The organism is Mesorhizobium sp. WSM4311, from assembly GCF_002295115.1.
Classification (GTDB): Bacteria; Pseudomonadota; Alphaproteobacteria; order Rhizobiales; family Rhizobiaceae; genus Mesorhizobium.
Map to the genome: position 1 here is coordinate 1 of NZ_NSFV01000013.1, position 17,964 is coordinate 17,964.

Genomic DNA, 17,964 nt, shown 5'->3' on the forward strand with positions numbered 1-17,964 from the left:
TGCAGATAGAATGCTGAGACCCGTCGAAATTGGCCACTCCATCTTGAATCAGTCTCAATGTCTGGGAGGCACTCTGAAGTGTGTAATGAACTAGGCCCGATTAAACCGCCAACGCCGCGATACGAAGTGGTTTTGCAGACCGGCTTGCGCGTTCCAATGCGGGACGGCGTTGAGCTCGCCACGGACCTGTATCGGCCTATTGGTTACACTGGGGAACTCGGGTCAATCCTTATCCGAACTCCATACGGTAAGACGCCCTATCGCTGTCCGGTTGAGCCTCGCCACAAAGTGGCAAGAATGTTTGCTGGACAAGGGTTCGCTGTACTTGTGCAGGAGCGTCGTGGCGTCTTCGATTCCGGCGGCGTATACGCTAGGGAACATATAGGGGACGACGGTTATGACACGCTGTCCTGGATTTCGCAGCAGCCATGGTCGAATGGACGCGTGGGCACATATGGGTGCTCGGCGCTTGGTATCGCGCAGGTTTTGCTGGCGCAGTTGTGCCATCCAGCCCACCGATGCGCAATTGCGCAGGGATCGGGCGGCGCGAACGGCTCTGCCGGAGGGCGATATCGCAACGGGGATCTCCGTCTCGGCGGTGCGGTGGAGGTTGCCGCGTTTGTCCCCTGGTTCCACCAAACCGCAGCGAAGGACCGGTCCCGAGTGCAACCGAAAAGCGATGAGGAGTATCAGCGGGCTTTCGCGTCGCTGCCGCTCGTCAACATGCTTAAGAGCCTTGGGGGACCGCCGACTGACTGGGAGGACTGGGTCTCGCGTGACCCAGGCGATCCCTGGGGGGATCGGAATGGGATGCTTAGCGAGGACTCGACCATCGACGTCCCAGCCCTGTTCGTGAACTCGTGGTACGACGTGGGGGCTGCCGACGCGCTTCACCAGCAGCGCGTTTTTAGTGCTCGCGGATTGAGCCCGGCGGCACGCGATCACCAACATATCATTCTGTCGCCAGCCACGCATTGTGGCACCGAGAGTCTCAAAGCCCCGACGGTTATCGGCGAGCGCGAGCTGGGCGACGCGCGCCTGGATTGCTGGCAGATCTACCTGGACTGGTTCGACTGCTGGCTGAACGACAAGCCCGACCGGATCGAGGGAATGCCCCGCGTCCAGTACTACGTGATGGGTCGCAACGAGTGGCGTGCCGCGTCAGAATGGCCCCCTCTTGGTGTGGAACTGCAGCACTGGTTCCTCCGCAGCGGCGGGAATGCCGCGACCCGTCTAGGCGACGGGACTCTTGATGTAGAGCCTCCGAGTGCCGACGAGCCGGCTGACACGTTTACCTACGACCCTGGGGATCCGGCGCCGTTCTTGGGGATGGACGGCGGGAAGTCAAGTGGAACTACTATAGGACCCCGCGATTACCAGGACGTCCAGCTTCGTCCAGACGTCCTCTGCTTCACTTCACCGCCCCTCACAGAGGGCATGGAGGTTACCGGATTTGTCCGGGCGGTCCTCTTCGTCTCTTCTTCGGCCCCGGACACGGACTTCGTGGCCAGACTGTTGGACGTACATCCCGATGGCCGTGCGATTGACGTGGTGGACGGGATACTGCGCGTCCGCTATCGCGAGGGCTTTGATCGGGCTGTTTTCATGGAACCGAGCGTTATATGCAAAATCGAGATTGATCTCGACGCCACAAGTAATTGGTTTCCGGCCGGCCATCAAATTCGCCTGGAAATCACTAGTTCGGCCTTCCCGCGGTTCGACCGCAACCTGAATACGGGAGGTAACAACTGGGACGAAACTGAATGGGTAGTGGCTCGGAACACGATTCATCACTGCGAGCAGTTCCCCTCCCACGTACTGCTTCCTGTGATGACAGCGATGGGGTCCCATGCCGGCAAGGCGAATTTGAACAGCTTGCCGCCTGGCTAGCCTACCTCCACTATTTCAAACAAACGGTGATAACAAGCTGCGATCGGTCGGGGAGCCCGTCGCTTCTCACATCAAGCAGCTTGCCCCATCGGCCCGCGTCAATCAGCATGGAATGGGGGTCCATGGATCGGCACATAATGGCGGTGAGACTCACAATTGATGTTTTGCACAGCGGCGTAGGCGCGCTGTCACATTGATTTAAGCAATAGGGAAATTGGGGTGGCAACGCGCCATCATTGAGTGCCGGACCTGCTAGAGAAGCACGGTTGAGTTTCTTTTCAAACAACTTAGCAACGGCACAGAGTTCATCGTTGTACTGTGAATGCGACGAACACACCACCATGCAGATAGAATGCTGAGACCCGTCGAAATTGGCCACTCCATCTTGAATCAGTCTCAATGTCTGGGAGGCACTCTGAAGTGTGTAATGAACTAGGCCCGATTAAACCGCCAACGCCGCGATACGAAGTGGTTTTGCAGACCGGCTTGCGCGTTCCAATGCGGGACGGCGTTGAGCTCGCCACGGACCTGTATCGGCCTATTGGTTACACTGGGGAACTCGGGTCAATCCTTATCCGAACTCAATACGGTAAGACGCCCTATCGCTGTCCGGTTGAGCCTCGCCACAAAGTGGCAAGAATGTTTGCTGGACAAGGCTTCGCCGTACTTGTGCAGGAGCTTCGTGGAGTCTTCGATTCCGGCGGCGTATACCCTCATGGAGAATGAAAGGGACGACGGTTATGACACGCTGTCCTGGATTTCGCAGCAGCCATGGTCGAATGGACGCGTGGGCACATATGGGTGCTCGGCGCTTGGTATCGCGCAGGTTTTGCTGGCGCAGTTGTGCCATCCAGCCCACCGATGCGCAATTGCGCAGGGATCGGGCGGCGCGAACGGCTCTGCCGGAGGGCGATATCGCAACGGGGATCTCCGTCTCGGCGGTGCGGTGGAGGTTGCCGCGTTTGTCCCCTGGTTCCACCAAACCGCAGCGAAGGACCGGTCCCGAGTGCAACCGAAAAGCGATGAGGAGTATCAGCGGGCTTTCGCGTCGCTGCCGCTCGTCAACATGCTTAAGAGCCTTGGGGGACCGCCGACTGACTGGGAGGACTGGGTCTCGCGTGACCCAGGCGATCCCTGGGGGGAGCGGAATGGGGTGCTTAGCGAGGACTCGACCATCGACGTCCCAGCCCTGTTCGTGAACTCGTGGTACGACGTGGGGGCTGCCGACGCGCTTCACCAGCAGCGCGTTTTTAGTGCTCGCGGATTGAGCCCGGCGGCACGCGATCACCAACATATCATTCTGTCGCCAGCCACGCATTGTGGCACCGAGAGTCTCAAAGCCCCGACGGTTATCGGCGAGCGCGAGCTGGGCGACGCGCGCCTGGATTGCTGGCAGATCTACCTGGACTGGTTCGACTGCTGGCTGAACGACAAGCCCGACCGGATCGAGGGAATGCCCCGCGTCCAGTACTACGTGATGGGTCGCAACGAGTGGCGTGCCGCGTCAGAATGGCCCCCTCTTGGTGTGGAACTGCAGCACTGGTTCCTCCGCAGCGGCGGGAATGCCGCGACCCGTCTAGGCGACGGGACTCTTGATGTAGAGCCTCCGAGTGCCGACGAGCCGGCTGACACGTTTACCTACGACCCTGGGGATCCGGCGCCGTTCTTGGGGATGGACGGCGGGAAGTCAAGTGGAACTACTATAGGACCCCGCGATTACCAGGACGTCCAGCTTCGTCCAGACGTCCTCTGCTTCACTTCACCGCCCCTCACAGAGGGCATGGAGGTTACCGGATTTGTCCGGGCGGTCCTCTTCGTCTCTTCTTCGGCCCCGGACACGGACTTCGTGGCCAGACTGTTGGACGTACATCCCGATGGCCGTGCGATTGACGTGGTGGACGGGATACTGCGCGTCCGCTATCGCGAGGGCTTTGATCGGGCTGTTTTCATGGAACCGAGCGTTATATGCAAAATCGAGATTGATCTCGACGCCACAAGTAATTGGTTTCCGGCCGGCCATCAAATTCGCCTGGAAATCACTAGTTCGGCCTTCCCGCGGTTCGACCGCAACCTGAATACGGGAGGTAACAACTGGGACGAAACTGAATGGGTAGTGGCTCGGAACACGATTCATCACTGCGAGCAGTTCCCCTCCCACGTACTGCTTCCTGTGATGACAGCGATGGGGTCCCATGCCGGCAAGGCGAATTTGAACAGCATCGCTAGGTGTTTAGATTGTGGTATTCGGCTTTGCCCCCCGCCTTGAACGGGTTGTTTTGAAGTGCTGCGCTTCGAGATGATGACAAAACGTGGTCTGTGTGAACAGCCACAAGCATCAGGAAAGGAAGCGCAGCATGAAAAATTATGCCGGACTGGACGTCTCCGTGAAAGAGACCACCGTTTGCATCGTGAGAAGGGCGCCGAATTTGCCGAGAGATGAAGGTTGCTAGTCATCCGGACGATCTTGCTGACGCATTGAAGAACCCCGCATGGAATCTCGCCCGGATCAGGCTTGAAGCCGGCCCCTTATCCCAATGGTTGGTCTGGCGGCAGCCGGACTACGTGACCTGTATCGAGCCCCGTCATTCCAAGGCGTTCTCAAGGCACAGGTCAACAAGACCGACCGCAACCATGCTCGCGGCATCGCGCAGATATGCGGGTTAACCTGTTCCGGCCCGTGCATGTCAAGAGTAAGCGGTATTCTCGGGCCACGGCCTTGAGCTCGAGCTTGTTGATGTAGACCCAAGGCAGGAGATCGTCGATCTGGCTGTTGGGGTGGCCGTTGACGATCCTGGTGAGGACATCGGCGAGATAAGCCGAGCGGTTCGACACCATTGAGCTTGCAGGTTTCGATCAGCGAGGCGATGACTGCCCAGTGTTCGGCGCCGCCGTCAGAGCCTGCGAAGAGCGCGTTCTTGCGGTTGAGCGCGAAGACTGATTCATTATGCACCCCCTCTTCAAATGGCGGGAAACAGCGATTTCTGATTATCGTCGTTGATGATACGCGGAGATTTGCGCGCCAAATCGGCCTTGATCCGTTCATCTTCAAGGTCGCTGGCGCGGATCTGGTAGGGCGCGCCGCGCATGACCTGCTCGGCTGGTAATATGCCGTCCCTGACGAACCGGCGGATTTTGACGTGCGACACGCCAAGCTTCGCGGCCGCGTCCGACATGGTAAGCCACTCGCCGTTCTTGTCGGAAGACCGATAGCCGCTGATCTTGTGCACCGTGCGCAGGGATTGGACGCGTCGCGCCGTCCAGGTCTTTCCCTGACCCGTCTTCATGCCCATGCGGTTGAGTGTGGCGGCGATTTCGGCATCCGACCATCGCGTTGCCATGGATCGCATGACCGCCAGAGCCTCCTCAGGCGTACTCTGGCCATGCTCTCCGGATTTGGACTTGCGAACCCTTACCTGGGAATGCTGGCCCCCATGCCAATGGATGGTCAGGATCACATCGCGCGCGTCGTCATCGACGTCCGCCACAATGTCCTTGATGAGCGCGCGCAGCAGTTGCTGACGGAACCGCATATCGACACCCGGCGCATTCCAGGCGGCTTCGAGATCCTGGGCGAGGCCGGTGAAGTCAGGGATCGCGTCGACAGGCTCCATACGCTGGACTTCACTGAGCCGGGCCTCGCAGGTCTCCACGCGCCTGAGCCTAGCTTCCCAGTTCCTCTCGAGCTGGGCCGCTATAAGCCGGTTCTCCGGGTCGCAGGCGGCGTAGCGGCGCTCGGCGAGCGATGCCTCATAGCGTGCCTGCTGCAGGTCCATCTCGATCATCTGCCGCCGCCTGGCTTCGCTCTCCAGCTGCATCTGTTCAGCCTCCAACGCCGCCTCGATCGCCATCGGCGCAACCGCCTCCAAGGCTTCGCGGGCCACCGCCGCATCGGTGCGAAAGCCGTTGAACGACATGCATCGCGCCTGCGCCATCATGGTGTTCTCGCAACGATAGACCGGGTAACCTTGGCCACGTCCGGCATACGTGACAACCAGTCTTCGCCCGCATCGACCACAGGAGAGAAGACCCGGGAGCAACGCGCGACCGCCGCGGCCCGACTTGACGCCGCCGGCTTTGCCATAGGCGTTGGCGGCGAGAAGTTCCTGGTTCCGTTCGTACTCGCTCCATCCGATATAGCCTTCGTGATGCTCCTTGAGCACCACCGCCCAATCGCTGGCCGGCTTGTAATGACCATAGCTCTTGCGGACGCGGCCATCCACGATCTCGGTGCGCTTCTCGCTCTTACCATAGACATAAGCGCCGGCGTAGAACGGGTTCTTCAGGACGGAGATCACGTTGCGGTAGCGGACCGGAACCCAGGCGAAGGACACCATCTTCTTGCCGTCGGAGGGTCTGGGGAAATGCACGCCATCGTCGATCATCGAGATCAGGACCTGGCGGGCACTGCCGAGTTCGCGGAAACGCGCGAATATCAGGCGAATGGTCTCCTGCAGGCGTATATCGGGATCGAACCCGAGACCGTAATCCCGGTGCCAGACGTAGCCGAAGGGCACAGAGATGCGCAGTTCGCCGCGCTGTGCCTTGGCGCGGTCAGCTTCGTACATGCGAGCACGCAGCACCCCGAGTTCGAACTCGCTTATGCTCCCCTTCATGCCGAGCAGCAGGCGATCGTTCGGCAGTCCCGGATCGTAGACTCCGTCCAGATCGATCACCCGTGCATCGACTTCGCCGCACAACTCGAGCAGCCGATGCCAGTCCGGTCCGTTGCGAGACAGGCGGGACGCCTCCAGGCAAAGCACAGCGCCCACATGACCGGTGCACAGATCGTCGACCAGGCGTTCGAAACCGGGACGTTCCACAGCTCCACTTGCGGTGCGTCCCAAGTCCTCGTCGATCACCTCAACCTTGCGGAATCCCCAGCGCCGCGCGACGTCGACCAGCTCATATTGCCGACGCTGGCTCTCAAGATTGAGCTGCACTTGCGCCTGCGTGGACTGACGTACATAGACAACGGCCTTGCGCTTGAGGATGGTGGCCGGAATCAGATTACGGCTCGTCATCGCGGCTCTCCTCCGTCACGATACCGGCGGCGGCCATCAGCACATTGGCGAGCCGGGCGATCACGATCGTTCGTTGCGCTGCGCTCAGCCCGACTAGCTTGTGCGAGTCGAGCGCATGCTGAGCTGGCGAACGATCACGAGAGATCGTGTCGGTGGCGGCAAGGTTCTCATTTTGAGTCTCCCCGATGATGAAACCATCCGGAGAGCCTCGCCGGAAACGGCGCTGGATCAAGAGCTTGTTCAGTTCAAGCAGTGCAGCAAGCGACGCGCGCGGGGAGCCCAGATCCATTGCTGCGCACGGGACTTCGACCTCCTGCCCAACATGGGCAGAATGACCCCGAGATTGCGATCGGACGGATCGAGCGTTCGACGGTGTTGCTGTCGATCTCGATGCGGCCGTCGTCAAGGAAGTGCGAGAGGCCTTCCCAGCGTGAGAGCGTGTAGCGGATTGCCTCTGCGAGCTTGGTCTTCTGACTGATCAGGCCGAGCTTCTCACGCAGCCAGGGTTCGAGATCGGCGACGATGGCGCGGCTTTTGTCCTGACGCATCGCGCGGCGCTCGTTGGCCGATCGGCCACGGATGTCATCCTCGATCTTGTAGAGTTCGGCGATCCGTCTCAGCGCGTCACTGGCGATCGGCGCGGGACCGGCTGCTGCCAGTTCATAAAAGCGCCGACGGACATGCGCCCAGCAGAAGGCGAGCGTGACGCCGCTTTTGTCGGCCAGCACGCGATAGCCGCCATAGCCGTCGACCTGCAAGATTCCGGTGAAGCCTGCGAGATGAGCGATCGGACGCTCGGCCTTTCGGTCCGGCGCATAGACATAGGCGACGCCCGGCGGGTCGCTCCCCTCCCATCGTCGGTCATCGCGGGCATAGGCCCAGAGTTGACCTGTCTTAGTCTTGCCGCGGCCGGGATCGAGCACCGGCGCGGTCGTCTCGTCGGCGAAGAGTTTTGCCGAGGACTTCAGCTTGCCAAGCAGCCGCTCATGCACCGGACGCAGGTGCCAGGCGGCGCGGCCGACCCAGTCGGCGAGCGTAGAGCGATCGAGATTGATACCCTGCCGGGCGTAGATTTGCGCCTGACGATAGAGCGGAAGGTGATCGGCATATTTTGAGACCAGCACCTGGGCGACCGTTGCCTCGGTCGGAAGACCACCCTCGATCAGCCGGGCCGGCGCCGGAAGCCTGAACCACGACGTCCTCGCAGGCGCGGCAGGCATATTTGGGCCGGCGCACGACGATTACACGCAGCTGCGCCGGAACGATGTCGAGCCGCTCGCTCACGTCCTCGCCGATCCGATGCAAGCCATTGCGGCAGCATGGGCAGGCATGGTCCTCGATGTCGACGACCATCTCCACGCGCGGCAGATGGGGTGGCAGCGCGCCCCGGTTGGCCCGGCGCCTCGTGGCCTTTGCTTGCCGCTCGGCGGGAGCAGATTGCTCCTTCTCTTCCTCACCGGCGGCCTCGATCTGCTCCGCCTCTTCGAGCCCCAGCAGCAATTGATCCTCGGGGAGCGTCTCGGCACGCCGGCCGAAGCGGTGACGCTGCAATTCCTTGATGATCTGAATCAGACGGGCATTCTCGACGTCGTGCGCCAGGACCATCGCCTTCAGCGCGTCCGGATCGTCGGGAAGCTGGTCAGCCGTCATCGCCATGAACGGATCAGACCATATTCGCCGACAGCCCGCGACAGCGGAATCTAGGCTGATTCACTTCGTCGCGGGTCAGCCCGCCTGGGCTGGCACGCGGGTCCGGCGCGCCTCATGGACTCGCCGCCAGTCGAGACCTTCGAGTAGCGCCGAGAGCTGCGCGGCCGTCAGCCGCATCATGCCGTCATGCACTTTCGGCCAGCGGAACTCCCCATCCTCCAAACGCTTAGCAGGCAAACCCCGGTGCCATCCCAGAAGATCAGCTTGATCCGGTCAGTCCGCTTCGCCCGGAAGACGTAGACGGCCCCGCTGAACGGATCGGCCCCCATTGTCTCTCGCACCAGCGCCGCCAATCCCTCCGCACCCTTGCGGAAGTCGACGGGCTTCGTCGCCACCATGACCTTGACCGCACCCGTCGGCCCGATCACGACGTCGCCTTCAGCGCGCGGATCACTGCGGCCACCGTCTTGGTATCGGCGCCCCGGCCGACGCGCATCGCGATGCCGTCGATCTCAAGCTCGATCATGCCGGCATCTCGGGTGGCTTGCCGTTTCCGCTGCTTCGGTGAACGGCTGGCTGCAGGTTCCGCCGCCGCCACAACCGCCGGCACAAAGGCAGGAGAATCTTGCTGCACCGAAGCGGCCTGTTTGCGCGCTTCGCGGCGCCAGGCGAAGACCTGCTGCGGCCTGAGACCATAACGGCGGGCGACCTCGGAAATGATCGCATTCGGCTCCAGCGTCTCTGCGATGATCCGCGCCTTGTCATCCACCGACCAGTGACGCCGACCGCCGGCACCGTTGATCACCTCGAAACGCCGAAGCTGCCGCTCCGGGTCAAGCGTAAGGTCAAGTCCAGACACAAGCCGATCTCCGATCCCAATACAGGATCGGCAACCTCACAGATCGCGACCACTCCCGAAAGGTGGTCCGGAAACACCGCTCTGATGTCCGCTGTCAAGGTTTGGAACGCATGAGGTCGCCCGATCCGAGGAACGGCTGCTCATTCTGATGATCGCGCATGGGTGGGGAGGCGGAACTGAAGGACGTCGGTGATCAAGCTCTGATGCGCGGGTTGGCTACCGCATTCCCGATTGTGCGTCCGGGGCTGTTCCTATCTTACTGCGGGCGTCGGTCGATTTGCCGGCCACAAAGCGTCTGACGGGCATTCCCCTGCCGTGGTCCCGCCTCCGCCCATGCGCGATATGTGCGCCATCGCGGCGAGCGATCAGGTGACGCGCGCCTCCCTTGCGACTGCCCACATAAAGCCGACCAGTTCACGGGCGATCGCGGTGCAGACGACCGTTGTCCGTTTGCCCCGAGCGCTCAGCATGCGGTAGCGGGCTGTCAGGCGGGACTGCGCCTTCCAGGCGATCTCACGCACCTTCGGTGACGCCTGCTCCAACCGGTATAGCTTCGCCTTCCCGACCTTGGGCGGATGTCGATAGGTCCAGGCGCTCTCGACCAACATGTGGCGAACCCGACCGTTGCCTGCCTTTGTGATGCCGCCGCGCCGGACTGTCTCCCCGGTTGAGCGCTCGCCGGGGACCCGACCGAGATATCCCATGAGCTGGCGTGGGCTTTCGAACCGGCTGGCGTCGCCGACTTCGGTGACGAACGTCACGGCGACAATTAGGTCTACCCCACGCAATGTCTGAAGCGCCCACACGATCGGTGCCAGCGACCAGGCCGGGACGAACTCTTCGATCACACGCTCCAGCCGCTCGACCCGCTCTTTCGAGACGCGCACCGCCTCGACCATCTCCTGGAGTGCGATCTGATGCGCGGGATGATCGAACCTTGTTCCTGAAGCCAGCGTAGATAGCGCATCGTCCAGCTCTTCTTTCGCGGATAGCTACGGCCGTGCTTGAGCATGAATGCGCTCACCTGCTGGCGATGGACCCGCAGCGTCTCGACCGCGCCCGCCCGCGCGCGAACAAGATCCCGTATGGACTCGTGCCCTTCATCGGGAACCCACACCGCGGTCAGCTCGCCGGCGCGCAATAGTCGGGCAAGGGAAATGGCGTCTCGACGGTTCGTCTTCACCCGATCGCCGGGCTTCCTTGGTATCAATGATGGTGCAACCACGGTGCACTCGTGCCCGAGCGACCGGATCAGGCGATAAAGGCCGTACCCGGTCGGCCCAGCCTCATAGCAGAAATGCACGTAATCAAAGCGGCTGGCGATCCGGCCTATGACCCGCCGCATGCTGGTCGCCGACGCGTCGACCTCACCGAAGAACCGAACCTCTCCTTCCCGGCCTGCCTCCGCAATCGCAATAGCGTTCTTAAGCTTCGCAACATCGATTCCGACAAATGCTTCTCTATAATCCGCCACGGCTCGTCCTCCTGTGGTGAGGATCGGCTCGGCCCGTCCGAGCAACCCTCGGACGCGCAGTGTAGGGCGAGCCACCTCATCGGCAGAGGCGGACATACGGTCTTACTGTCAAGACGCTGACGACCCAGAATCGCCGGGCGCTGCTGACGGCCCTCAAGTCGCTTCAGGAAAAGGCCATCGCCATCGAGAACGACATCCGTGGCCTGTTTCGTAACTTCGGTCTCAAAGTTGGCATTGTCGACGGCCGGCAAATTCGCGGATCGCATCCGGGACCCTTCCGGTGACATTCCGGAACTCGAGACATCATGGAGACGTTGCTCACCGCCCGTCGGAAACTTTGCGAGCAGTTCACGGTGCTACACGAAAGACTGTTGTCGATCGTGAGGGGTGACACGGTTTGCAGGCGGTTGATGACCGTGCTGGGCGTCGGCCCTATCGTTGCACTGGGTTTCAACGCCACGGTCGATATTCCTGCCCCCTTCAGGAATTCGAAGGACGTGGGGCCGTATCTCGGTTTGACGCCGCGGTTACATCAATCAGGCTAGGATAATCGCGTCGGCAGGTCAGCCTAGGAAGCTTGAATGGGATTGACTTCAACACGCCGAATAGACAAGTCCAGGCATTTGGTGGAGCGGATTGAGAGTGAAGCGCTCGGGCTGGGAAGCCCATGCCTTGCAGATGAACTCGTAGGGTGAGACCTTTGAGGGCCTTCAGCCTGCGGCCGAAATTTGTAGGCCGCAACAAAGTCGGCAAGATGCCGACGCAGTTGGTCATGATCGTCGTAGTGGAAACGCTTGCCCGTCGCGTCCTTGATGGTGCGGTTCATTCGCTCGACCTAGCCGGTGGTCCAAGTATGCTTTGGCTTCGTGGTTCGAAGCACAGCGCGACGATGCGGCCCCCGAACGTGCTTGCGGGCTTCCTGGCGCCGCGACGAGCGCTTGCAGGCGCTGACGGTCGCTGGCCAAAACGGTGAAGGGGGATGCTATTGCGCATGCATCTAACTCGCACGCCAAACCGCAAAACGGAATCCCGAAATCGGACTCTTTTGATCCGATCAATCCACTATGAGACGCCGATTCCGAAATAGCGGGTGTGGGCGACATTGAGGATGCGATTGATCAAGCTTACGAAGCTGTGTCCGCCGGCCGTTGCAGCTGTGCCATAACTGGAGTGTATACCAAGGGCCGGCACCGAGTTCATCTCTAGGACAAACGGTTGGCCTGAGCGATCGATCCGGAAATCGACGCGGGCATAGTCCCGGCAGTGGCAGGCACGGAAGGTCGCAACCGAAATATCCCGTAACATCGTCTCAAGCCCGCTCTCGATTTTCGCCGGGCAAATCTTGGGCACCGCTGCGGCCGCCACGTACTTCGCATCCCAATTCATAACACGCGTTTCGCGGTCACCGAAGTCCTGCTCCACTAGAGGCAAAACTTCGGGCTCCCCGTTTCCGAGCAACGCAACGCAGATTTCCCGCCCCTCGATGTATTCCTCCACTAGCGCATCCTGAGCATGCTGCGTGACGATCACTTCGACGGCCTGCCGCAACTTAGAGTGTTCATGTATGATCTGCAATCCGAAGCTGCAGTCCTCCTCCCGCGGCTTCACTACCACTGGGAATCTCAGGTCGCCGGTGTTCTCGGTGCCGCGACGCATCACGCGAAAGTTCGGAGTCGGCACGCCCTGATCGCGGATGAGCATTTTGGTAATGACTTTGTCTCCCGTCAGCCCAATCCCGAAGGGGCTACATCCAGTGTATGGAACACCGGCCATCTCAAGCATGGCAGGAACATGAGTGTAACGCTTTTCGCCCTGAATTCCCTCCGCCAAGTTGAAGACCATTCCCGAGGGGCGACCTTGCGGATCAGGTGGCATGAACCGCTCGAGACTGGCGAGCAGTCCTTTATCGCCTTCACACACTACCGTCTCGTGGCCGCCCTCTTGAAGTGCCGCCACCACATCTTCCAACGTGCCGCTATGCGGCCAAGGCTGCGGCGGCTGCGGACAAGGCTGACCGAACCGGTTAATCACACCGTTGAAATCACTGTTCGTTACGATGGCTACTCGCATGAGCTATCTCCTTTGACGTTTGTCTGCTGTCACGAAACCAATGAAAACTGGATGGAGGCCAACCGCTATATCAACATTGACGACCTGCACGAGTACAAGAGGCTCGAAGCACCATGGCTGACCCTTTTCACAACCCCCTCCACAAACATAGGTCCACCACCCGGTTCCCTCTCCGGTTCCCGACCCTTTCCGCTGGCGGTGCTCTTTTTGCCCAAGTAGCTCGAAAGACGGCGAGTTGGGTTGCGGTACCATCAATAAAGCCTTATGCAGGGTTTATGCCAAAACAGATGATAACCGGCGGATGAGAGCGCTCCGACGCGAAATGATCGCTTCAAAAACCGTGCCAACCTCGCAAAATGCACGTCGGCCAGTGCTTTGAGTTTGATATCAAACTTACGGTCATATCAGGTACTAAACTGGCCCGCACAACCACTATGTCGCAGGCGCGACAAAATCCGACAGAGATCGTATCCCAGGGGACGAGCGGCGACCCATCCGCAGTCTTTTGACGCTCGCCGGTCCCTTACATCGAGCCCTGGCGTCCAGAATTGAAGTTGGGCGAAGGCGATCCGCATAATCGTATGCCCGGCCTGGCCGGCTTCAACGTGCGAGCGCTGCAGCAGTTTCAACAATGATGGCGAGTCGGCATAAATCTTCTTGAGAGGCTGGCGCTTAATCCCGGAACAAACGCGGCAATCAGCACTTCGCCTTGCTCATTTCGATGACGGCCATAGTGTTATTGCGCGCTTCAAAAGCTGGACAGCGATTCCGCTAATTCCCGGACAGCGTTTTCACAAAAGTCCGACAGTTCGTCGAGGTTGGTCCTCGGCAGCCTGGTTGCTGTAGGGCTGATTGATTTCGGTGTTCTCGGAGTCGGTCAAGAGGGCCGAGGCTTTTTTCTTCGGATGCTCTCGCCCTGAAGGGCGATGCGGTGTGCATTGTGCACGAGCGGTCGTGTATAGCGTCGGCGACCGTGCTGTCGTTAATAAGGTCGTGCCAGCTTGCCACGGGGACCTGGGCGGTGATCAGGGTGGATTTTCTCTGATAGCGCTCCTCGACGATTTTCGAAGAGGTGGAAGCGCTGCTGATCGGAGAGAGCATGGTTGCCGAAGTCGTCGTGGATGAGCCAAGTGGACACGGGTGAGCTTGTCGATGAGGCGGGGAAAGGAACCATCGATGCGTCGCTCTCGAACAGGATAACAGTGCGGCTTCGGAAAAGTCCGGACAGGCTTTCCGGTAATCTCAATGATGAGATCCGCGCCCGCCGTTCCAAAAAAAGGTTCGGCACGAAGCCCGCATTTTTTGCACTGGGCTTACGGCGTGCTGATCCACTGTTTCGTCATTACTATTCCCGAGCCTTGCAACCGAGCCGGAAGCGTCAGGCGAATGCAGGATTCCTGCGCTCGTAGAGCGTCCCAGCTTGGTCAGCACAACCTGACGATACGCGCCATCTTGGCGGCAAAGGCATTTGACGCAGCTGAATTGTCACGATCAGACGGCAGTTGGATCCTCATTGGATGGCCAGTGTTGCAAAAATCACAGGCTGGAGATCGGACTTGCGCCCTGGTGAATTTCCGCCACCGCATCGGGGTCGGTCTTCAACCCGGCAACTTCGACTTCCCAATTATAATAGAGACCGCGGCCGGGGCTTTGGCGGAGAGGGTCAGTCCTGGCGATGCCTCTCTCGAGCCGGCCTACATTGCAGCTGCCAGGCGGTTGGTTGAGCGCGGAGCCGTCGCGATAACCAGGGACTGCGGCTTCAGTATCTGGTGCCAGGCTGCACTGGCCACGTCTGTCAAACTTCCCGTGGCCATGTCGAGCCTGCTACTGGCGCCCACGCTCCTCCGGCAGCTTCCGGCCGGCGCAAAGCTCGCCGTCTGGCCGCAGACTCAAGACACTGCGGCGAAGAGCTGCTGGGCATGGATTCATCCGCAGGGGCAAGAGTAGCCATCGGCGGCATCGAAGGTAATACGCGGCCGGCTAGTGTTACCGAAATGGAGTCCCCGGGTTGCAGTCTGTGTCGCGACTTCGCGCCGCACATCCCAAGATTGACGCACTCCTATTTGAATGTACATTGTCCCCGATGGTGACGTCAGCAATCCGTCGTAGGACAGGACTGCCCATCTATGACGCCGCGCCCCTTTATCGAATGACATTCGCGTCCGTGGCTTGACCGCTTGGAGGCCGTCAGGTGCTTGAGCGCGGCAGTCTCAAGTTTTAAGGGGTGGCAGCGTGGAATCTGCTCCTCGCGAAAGAAGGAAGCCCCAGGCGACTTTCGATCGTATATGCCGCGGCTAGGACGGAGGTGTCGGAATAGCGCGCGCCGACCAGTTGTAGCCCGACGGGCAGCCCTTGATCATCCAGGCCCGATGGAATCGATGCTGCTGGTTGCTGGGTCAAGTTGAAAGGGTAGGTGAAGGGCGTCCAGTCCACCCACCCCTTGTAACTATCATCCGGCACATTTCGCCCGACGGGGAACGGCGCGATAGGCATCGTCGGTGTGACCAAGAGATCGTAATTTTCGTGGAACTTCGCCATCAGAGCGGAGAGCTCGAACCGCATCGCCTCAGCTTCCTGAAATTCGGTAAGGGTGATCTTCAGCCCGCGTTCGGCACCTTCCAGAAAGCCAGGATCTAGTAATTGTCTTTGCTGTTTGTTCATTCGTGACACAATACGGGCGGCGCCAGCGAACCAGAATGTAGAAAACACCTCCACCGGATCCGCAAATCCCGGATTGACTTCGGCCACCTCGGCCCCAAGAGCTCGAAGCTGGTCGATCGCATTATCGGTAACGTTTTGGATATCTCGCGCCACCTTGACATAGCCGAGGTTCCGACTGTAGCCGATCCGCAGGCCCCTGATGGTGGTCTTTGCTGGATCGGGGTCGAGACCTAGGTACGCCGGACCCGCATAGCCATCGCGAGCGTCCTTTCGTGCAATCACATTCATCATCAGGATCGCATCCGCAACGGTGCGGGTCACCGGCCCCAAATGAGACAGCGTTGTCATGGCGCTAGCTGGCCATTGCGGAACGATGCCGAAGGTTGGCTTGAAGCCGAAGGTCCCCGTGAAGCTCGCCGGTATCCGGATTGATCCCCCGCCGTCGCTACCCTGATGAAGAAAGCCAAGGTTGAGCGCAGCCGCAACTGCCGCCCCTCCCGACGACCCGCCTGGTGTCAGGTCAGGATTCCAGGGATTGCGGGTGATCCCGTAGACCGGGCTGTCTGTTACCCCTTTCCAGCCAAATTCTGGAGTGGTTGTCTTGCCCAGGATAACGCCACCGGTCTCACGGATACGGGCTGGAACAGGGGCGTCTTCAGTCCAGGGTCCCTCGGTGCTGCCGGACAATGAGCCACGTCTTGTCGGCCAGCCTCGTGTCAAGGTGAGGTCTTTGATGGTGGCCGGAATGCCATCTAGTACTCCGGCTGGTTCCCCCTTCATCCATCGACCCTCCGAGGCCCGGGCAGCAGACCTGGCCCCTTCGTGGTCGACGAGGCAAAATGCGTTCAGCGCCGGGTTGTTGGCGTCGATGCGGCTGAGACAGTCATCGACGACTTCAACAGGCGAGAGCTGCCGCCTTCGGTAGAGTTCCAGGCATTCGCACGCCGACAGACCCTCAAGAGATGTTGGCACGGATGAACGAGTTTTCATTTTACGAGGTCCGCTACATTCAAGCCTGGCATAAGACGGCAGTTATTCATTCGTTCTGCGGCCCTTGTCAGACCGATCATCAAGACGTCGGACGGGATCCCAACGTGTTCTCTACGAGCTTGATCCAGTACGATGTTCCATAAGGAATCGCCTCGTCGTTGAAATTGTAGGCAGGGTGATGCAGGCCGGCGCTGTCACCGTTCCCGCACCAGACGAAAGCACCCGGCCGCGCCTGCGCCAGGAAGGAGAAATCTTCCCCCCCCATTACCGGTGGCGTCTCGAGCACATTGTTTTCACCGGCCACGCCCTTGGCCGCGCTTCTCGCAAGGTCGGTCTGCTGGACCTCATTGAAGAGAATTGCGTCGAAGCTCTGAAATTTAATATCTATCTTCGCGCCGGTTATCTGGGCGATGCCGGCGACCACTTCGCCCACCCGCTCCTTCACGAACTTGCGCACCTCCGGCTTTAGCGTCCGCATGGTGCCCACCAACTCCGCTGTTTGCGGAACGACGGGGACTAGTCTCTGCCCGGACTGGAACTGGTGGAACGAAATTCCTGCCGAGTCGACAGGGTCAATGTTCTGAGCCAGGATATGCTGCAGGGCCGTCACAAGCTGAGCGCCGACCAGAATCGGATCGATGCATTCATGAGGCCTTCCAGGGTGCCCCCCTCGCCCTTCAATGCTAATTTCTATGCTATCAGTTGCCGCCATCACTGGACCTTGCCGGATTCCGAAGACACCTACCGGCAAGCCCGGACGATTGTGCATTCCGTAGATGTGCTCGATGCCGAACCGCTCCATCAAACCGTCATCTAGCATGGCAACGGCGCCGGTACCGATCTCCTCGGCAGGTTGGAAGATCATGACCGCCGTTCCAGCGAAATTCCGAGTATCGGCAAGATAGCGCGCGGCACCCAACAGCATCGCGGTGTGGCCGTCATGCCCACACGCATGCATCAAGCCCTTGTTCTTGGACGCATAGGGCAGATCGGTCGCTTCGTTGATCGGCAGCGCATCCATGTCAGCGCGCAATCCGATAACCTTTGGGTTACCGTCGCTCACGACGCCGTTGCCCTTGATGACGCCAACGACGCCGGTTTTGCCGATGCCGGTCGCGACGGCGTCGCAGCCGAATTCGCGCAGGCGCTCGGCGACAAATGCCGAAGTACGGGGGATGTCGAAGCCCAGTTCGGGATGTGCATGGATGTCCCGGCGCCAAGCCACTATCTCGGGGAGAAACTCTGCGACGCTATTGAGAATTGCCACGGGGACTTTCCTTTCTTGCCGGTTGCAGGCGAATTTCACGCTTTGTCCTTGCGAGAGCCGGGAGACCCGTTTCCGCGCTGCC

12 protein-coding genes and 6 pseudogenes are annotated in these 17,964 nt (G+C 60.2%); 5 read left to right on the forward strand and 13 right to left on the reverse strand.

Going from position 1 to position 17,964, the window contains the following annotated elements; all coding sequences use genetic code 11:
- The first annotated feature begins 156 nt into the window (after positions 1–156).
- Positions 157–1,890: a CocE/NonD family hydrolase gene (locus tag CK226_RS26970; RefSeq protein ID WP_244514363.1), complete on the forward strand. Its 1,734-nt coding sequence runs from the start codon at positions 157–159 to the stop codon at positions 1,888–1,890.
- A gap of 10 nt (positions 1,891–1,900) precedes the next feature.
- Here the strand turns inward: CK226_RS26970 and CK226_RS35110 are convergent, their stop codons facing one another.
- Positions 1,901–2,269, reverse strand: a complete 369-nt coding sequence (locus CK226_RS35110) for a hypothetical protein (RefSeq protein ID WP_127262114.1) — start codon at positions 2,267–2,269, stop codon at positions 1,901–1,903.
- Between the two features lie 303 nt (positions 2,270–2,572).
- On the opposite strand from CK226_RS35110, the gene CK226_RS26980 reads away from it, so the two are divergent.
- Both CK226_RS26980 and CK226_RS35715 read left to right on the forward strand, forming a co-directional pair.
- On the forward strand, positions 2,573–4,156 hold the full coding sequence (locus CK226_RS26980; protein ID WP_210202260.1) for a CocE/NonD family hydrolase: 1,584 nt from the start codon (positions 2,573–2,575) through the stop codon (positions 4,154–4,156).
- A gap of 88 nt (positions 4,157–4,244) precedes the next feature.
- Positions 4,245–4,582 (forward strand): annotated as a pseudogene (locus tag CK226_RS35715) (IS110 family transposase); the annotation flags it as partial.
- Between the two features lie 44 nt (positions 4,583–4,626).
- Here CK226_RS35715 and CK226_RS26990 read toward each other — a convergent pair.
- The 7 genes and pseudogenes from CK226_RS26990 to CK226_RS27020 form a co-directional block, all read right to left on the reverse strand.
- Positions 4,627–4,819: pseudogene (locus tag CK226_RS26990) on the reverse strand (transposase domain-containing protein); the annotation flags it as partial.
- A gap of 28 nt (positions 4,820–4,847) precedes the next feature.
- On the reverse strand, positions 4,848–6,911 hold the full coding sequence (locus CK226_RS26995; RefSeq protein WP_063169338.1) for a recombinase family protein: 2,064 nt from the start codon (positions 6,909–6,911) through the stop codon (positions 4,848–4,850).
- Positions 6,898–7,200, reverse strand: a complete 303-nt coding sequence (locus CK226_RS35115; protein ID WP_063169337.1) for a hypothetical protein — start codon at positions 7,198–7,200, stop codon at positions 6,898–6,900. Before CK226_RS35115 ends, CK226_RS26995 begins: the two co-directional genes overlap by 14 nt.
- Positions 7,201–7,249: 49 nt before the next feature.
- Positions 7,250–8,567, reverse strand: a pseudogene (locus tag CK226_RS27005) (IS66 family transposase); the annotation flags it as partial.
- Between the two features lie 69 nt (positions 8,568–8,636).
- Positions 8,637–8,989: pseudogene (gene tnpB / locus CK226_RS27010) on the reverse strand (IS66 family insertion sequence element accessory protein TnpB).
- Positions 8,986–9,366 carry a transposase gene (locus tag CK226_RS27015; protein ID WP_199489649.1) on the reverse strand — a complete coding sequence of 127 codons (381 nt, stop codon included), beginning with the start codon at positions 9,364–9,366 and terminating at the stop codon, positions 8,986–8,988. Before CK226_RS27015 ends, tnpB begins: the two are co-directional and overlap by 4 nt.
- Before the next feature lie 419 nt (positions 9,367–9,785).
- Positions 9,786–10,990, reverse strand: a pseudogene (locus CK226_RS27020) (IS110 family transposase).
- Positions 10,991–11,199: 209 nt separating this feature from the next.
- On the opposite strand from CK226_RS27020, the gene CK226_RS35720 reads away from it, so the two are divergent.
- Positions 11,200–11,439, forward strand: coding sequence for an IS110 family transposase (locus tag CK226_RS35720; RefSeq protein WP_063169335.1), 240 nt, complete (start codon positions 11,200–11,202; stop codon positions 11,437–11,439).
- A 48-nt stretch (positions 11,440–11,487) separates the two neighbouring features.
- Here CK226_RS35720 and CK226_RS27030 read toward each other — a convergent pair.
- From CK226_RS27030 to CK226_RS27040, 3 genes and pseudogenes are all read right to left on the reverse strand, one after another.
- Positions 11,488–11,768: pseudogene (locus CK226_RS27030) on the reverse strand (integrase core domain-containing protein); the annotation flags it as partial.
- A 188-nt stretch (positions 11,769–11,956) separates the two neighbouring features.
- Positions 11,957–12,964 (reverse strand): ATP-grasp domain-containing protein, encoded by a 1,008-nt coding sequence (locus CK226_RS27035; protein WP_063169333.1) that lies wholly within the window; start codon positions 12,962–12,964, stop codon positions 11,957–11,959.
- A 771-nt stretch (positions 12,965–13,735) separates the two neighbouring features.
- On the reverse strand, positions 13,736–14,065 hold the full coding sequence (locus CK226_RS27040) for an ATP-binding protein (RefSeq protein WP_272482847.1): 330 nt from the start codon (positions 14,063–14,065) through the stop codon (positions 13,736–13,738).
- A gap of 20 nt (positions 14,066–14,085) precedes the next feature.
- Between CK226_RS27040 and CK226_RS36050 the strand changes: the two genes are divergently transcribed.
- Positions 14,086–14,373, forward strand: coding sequence for a hypothetical protein (locus CK226_RS36050; RefSeq protein ID WP_164754281.1), 288 nt, complete (start codon positions 14,086–14,088; stop codon positions 14,371–14,373).
- Positions 14,374–15,181: 808 nt separating this feature from the next.
- Here the strand turns inward: CK226_RS36050 and CK226_RS27050 are convergent.
- Both CK226_RS27050 and CK226_RS27055 read right to left on the reverse strand, forming a co-directional pair.
- Positions 15,182–16,615, reverse strand: a complete 1,434-nt coding sequence (locus tag CK226_RS27050; RefSeq protein ID WP_063169332.1) for an amidase — start codon at positions 16,613–16,615, stop codon at positions 15,182–15,184.
- Positions 16,616–16,694: 79 nt separating this feature from the next.
- Positions 16,695–17,882 carry a M20 aminoacylase family protein gene (locus tag CK226_RS27055; RefSeq protein WP_063169331.1) on the reverse strand — a complete coding sequence of 396 codons (1,188 nt, stop codon included), beginning with the start codon at positions 17,880–17,882 and terminating at the stop codon, positions 16,695–16,697.
- Between the last annotated feature and the right edge of the window lie 82 nt (positions 17,883–17,964).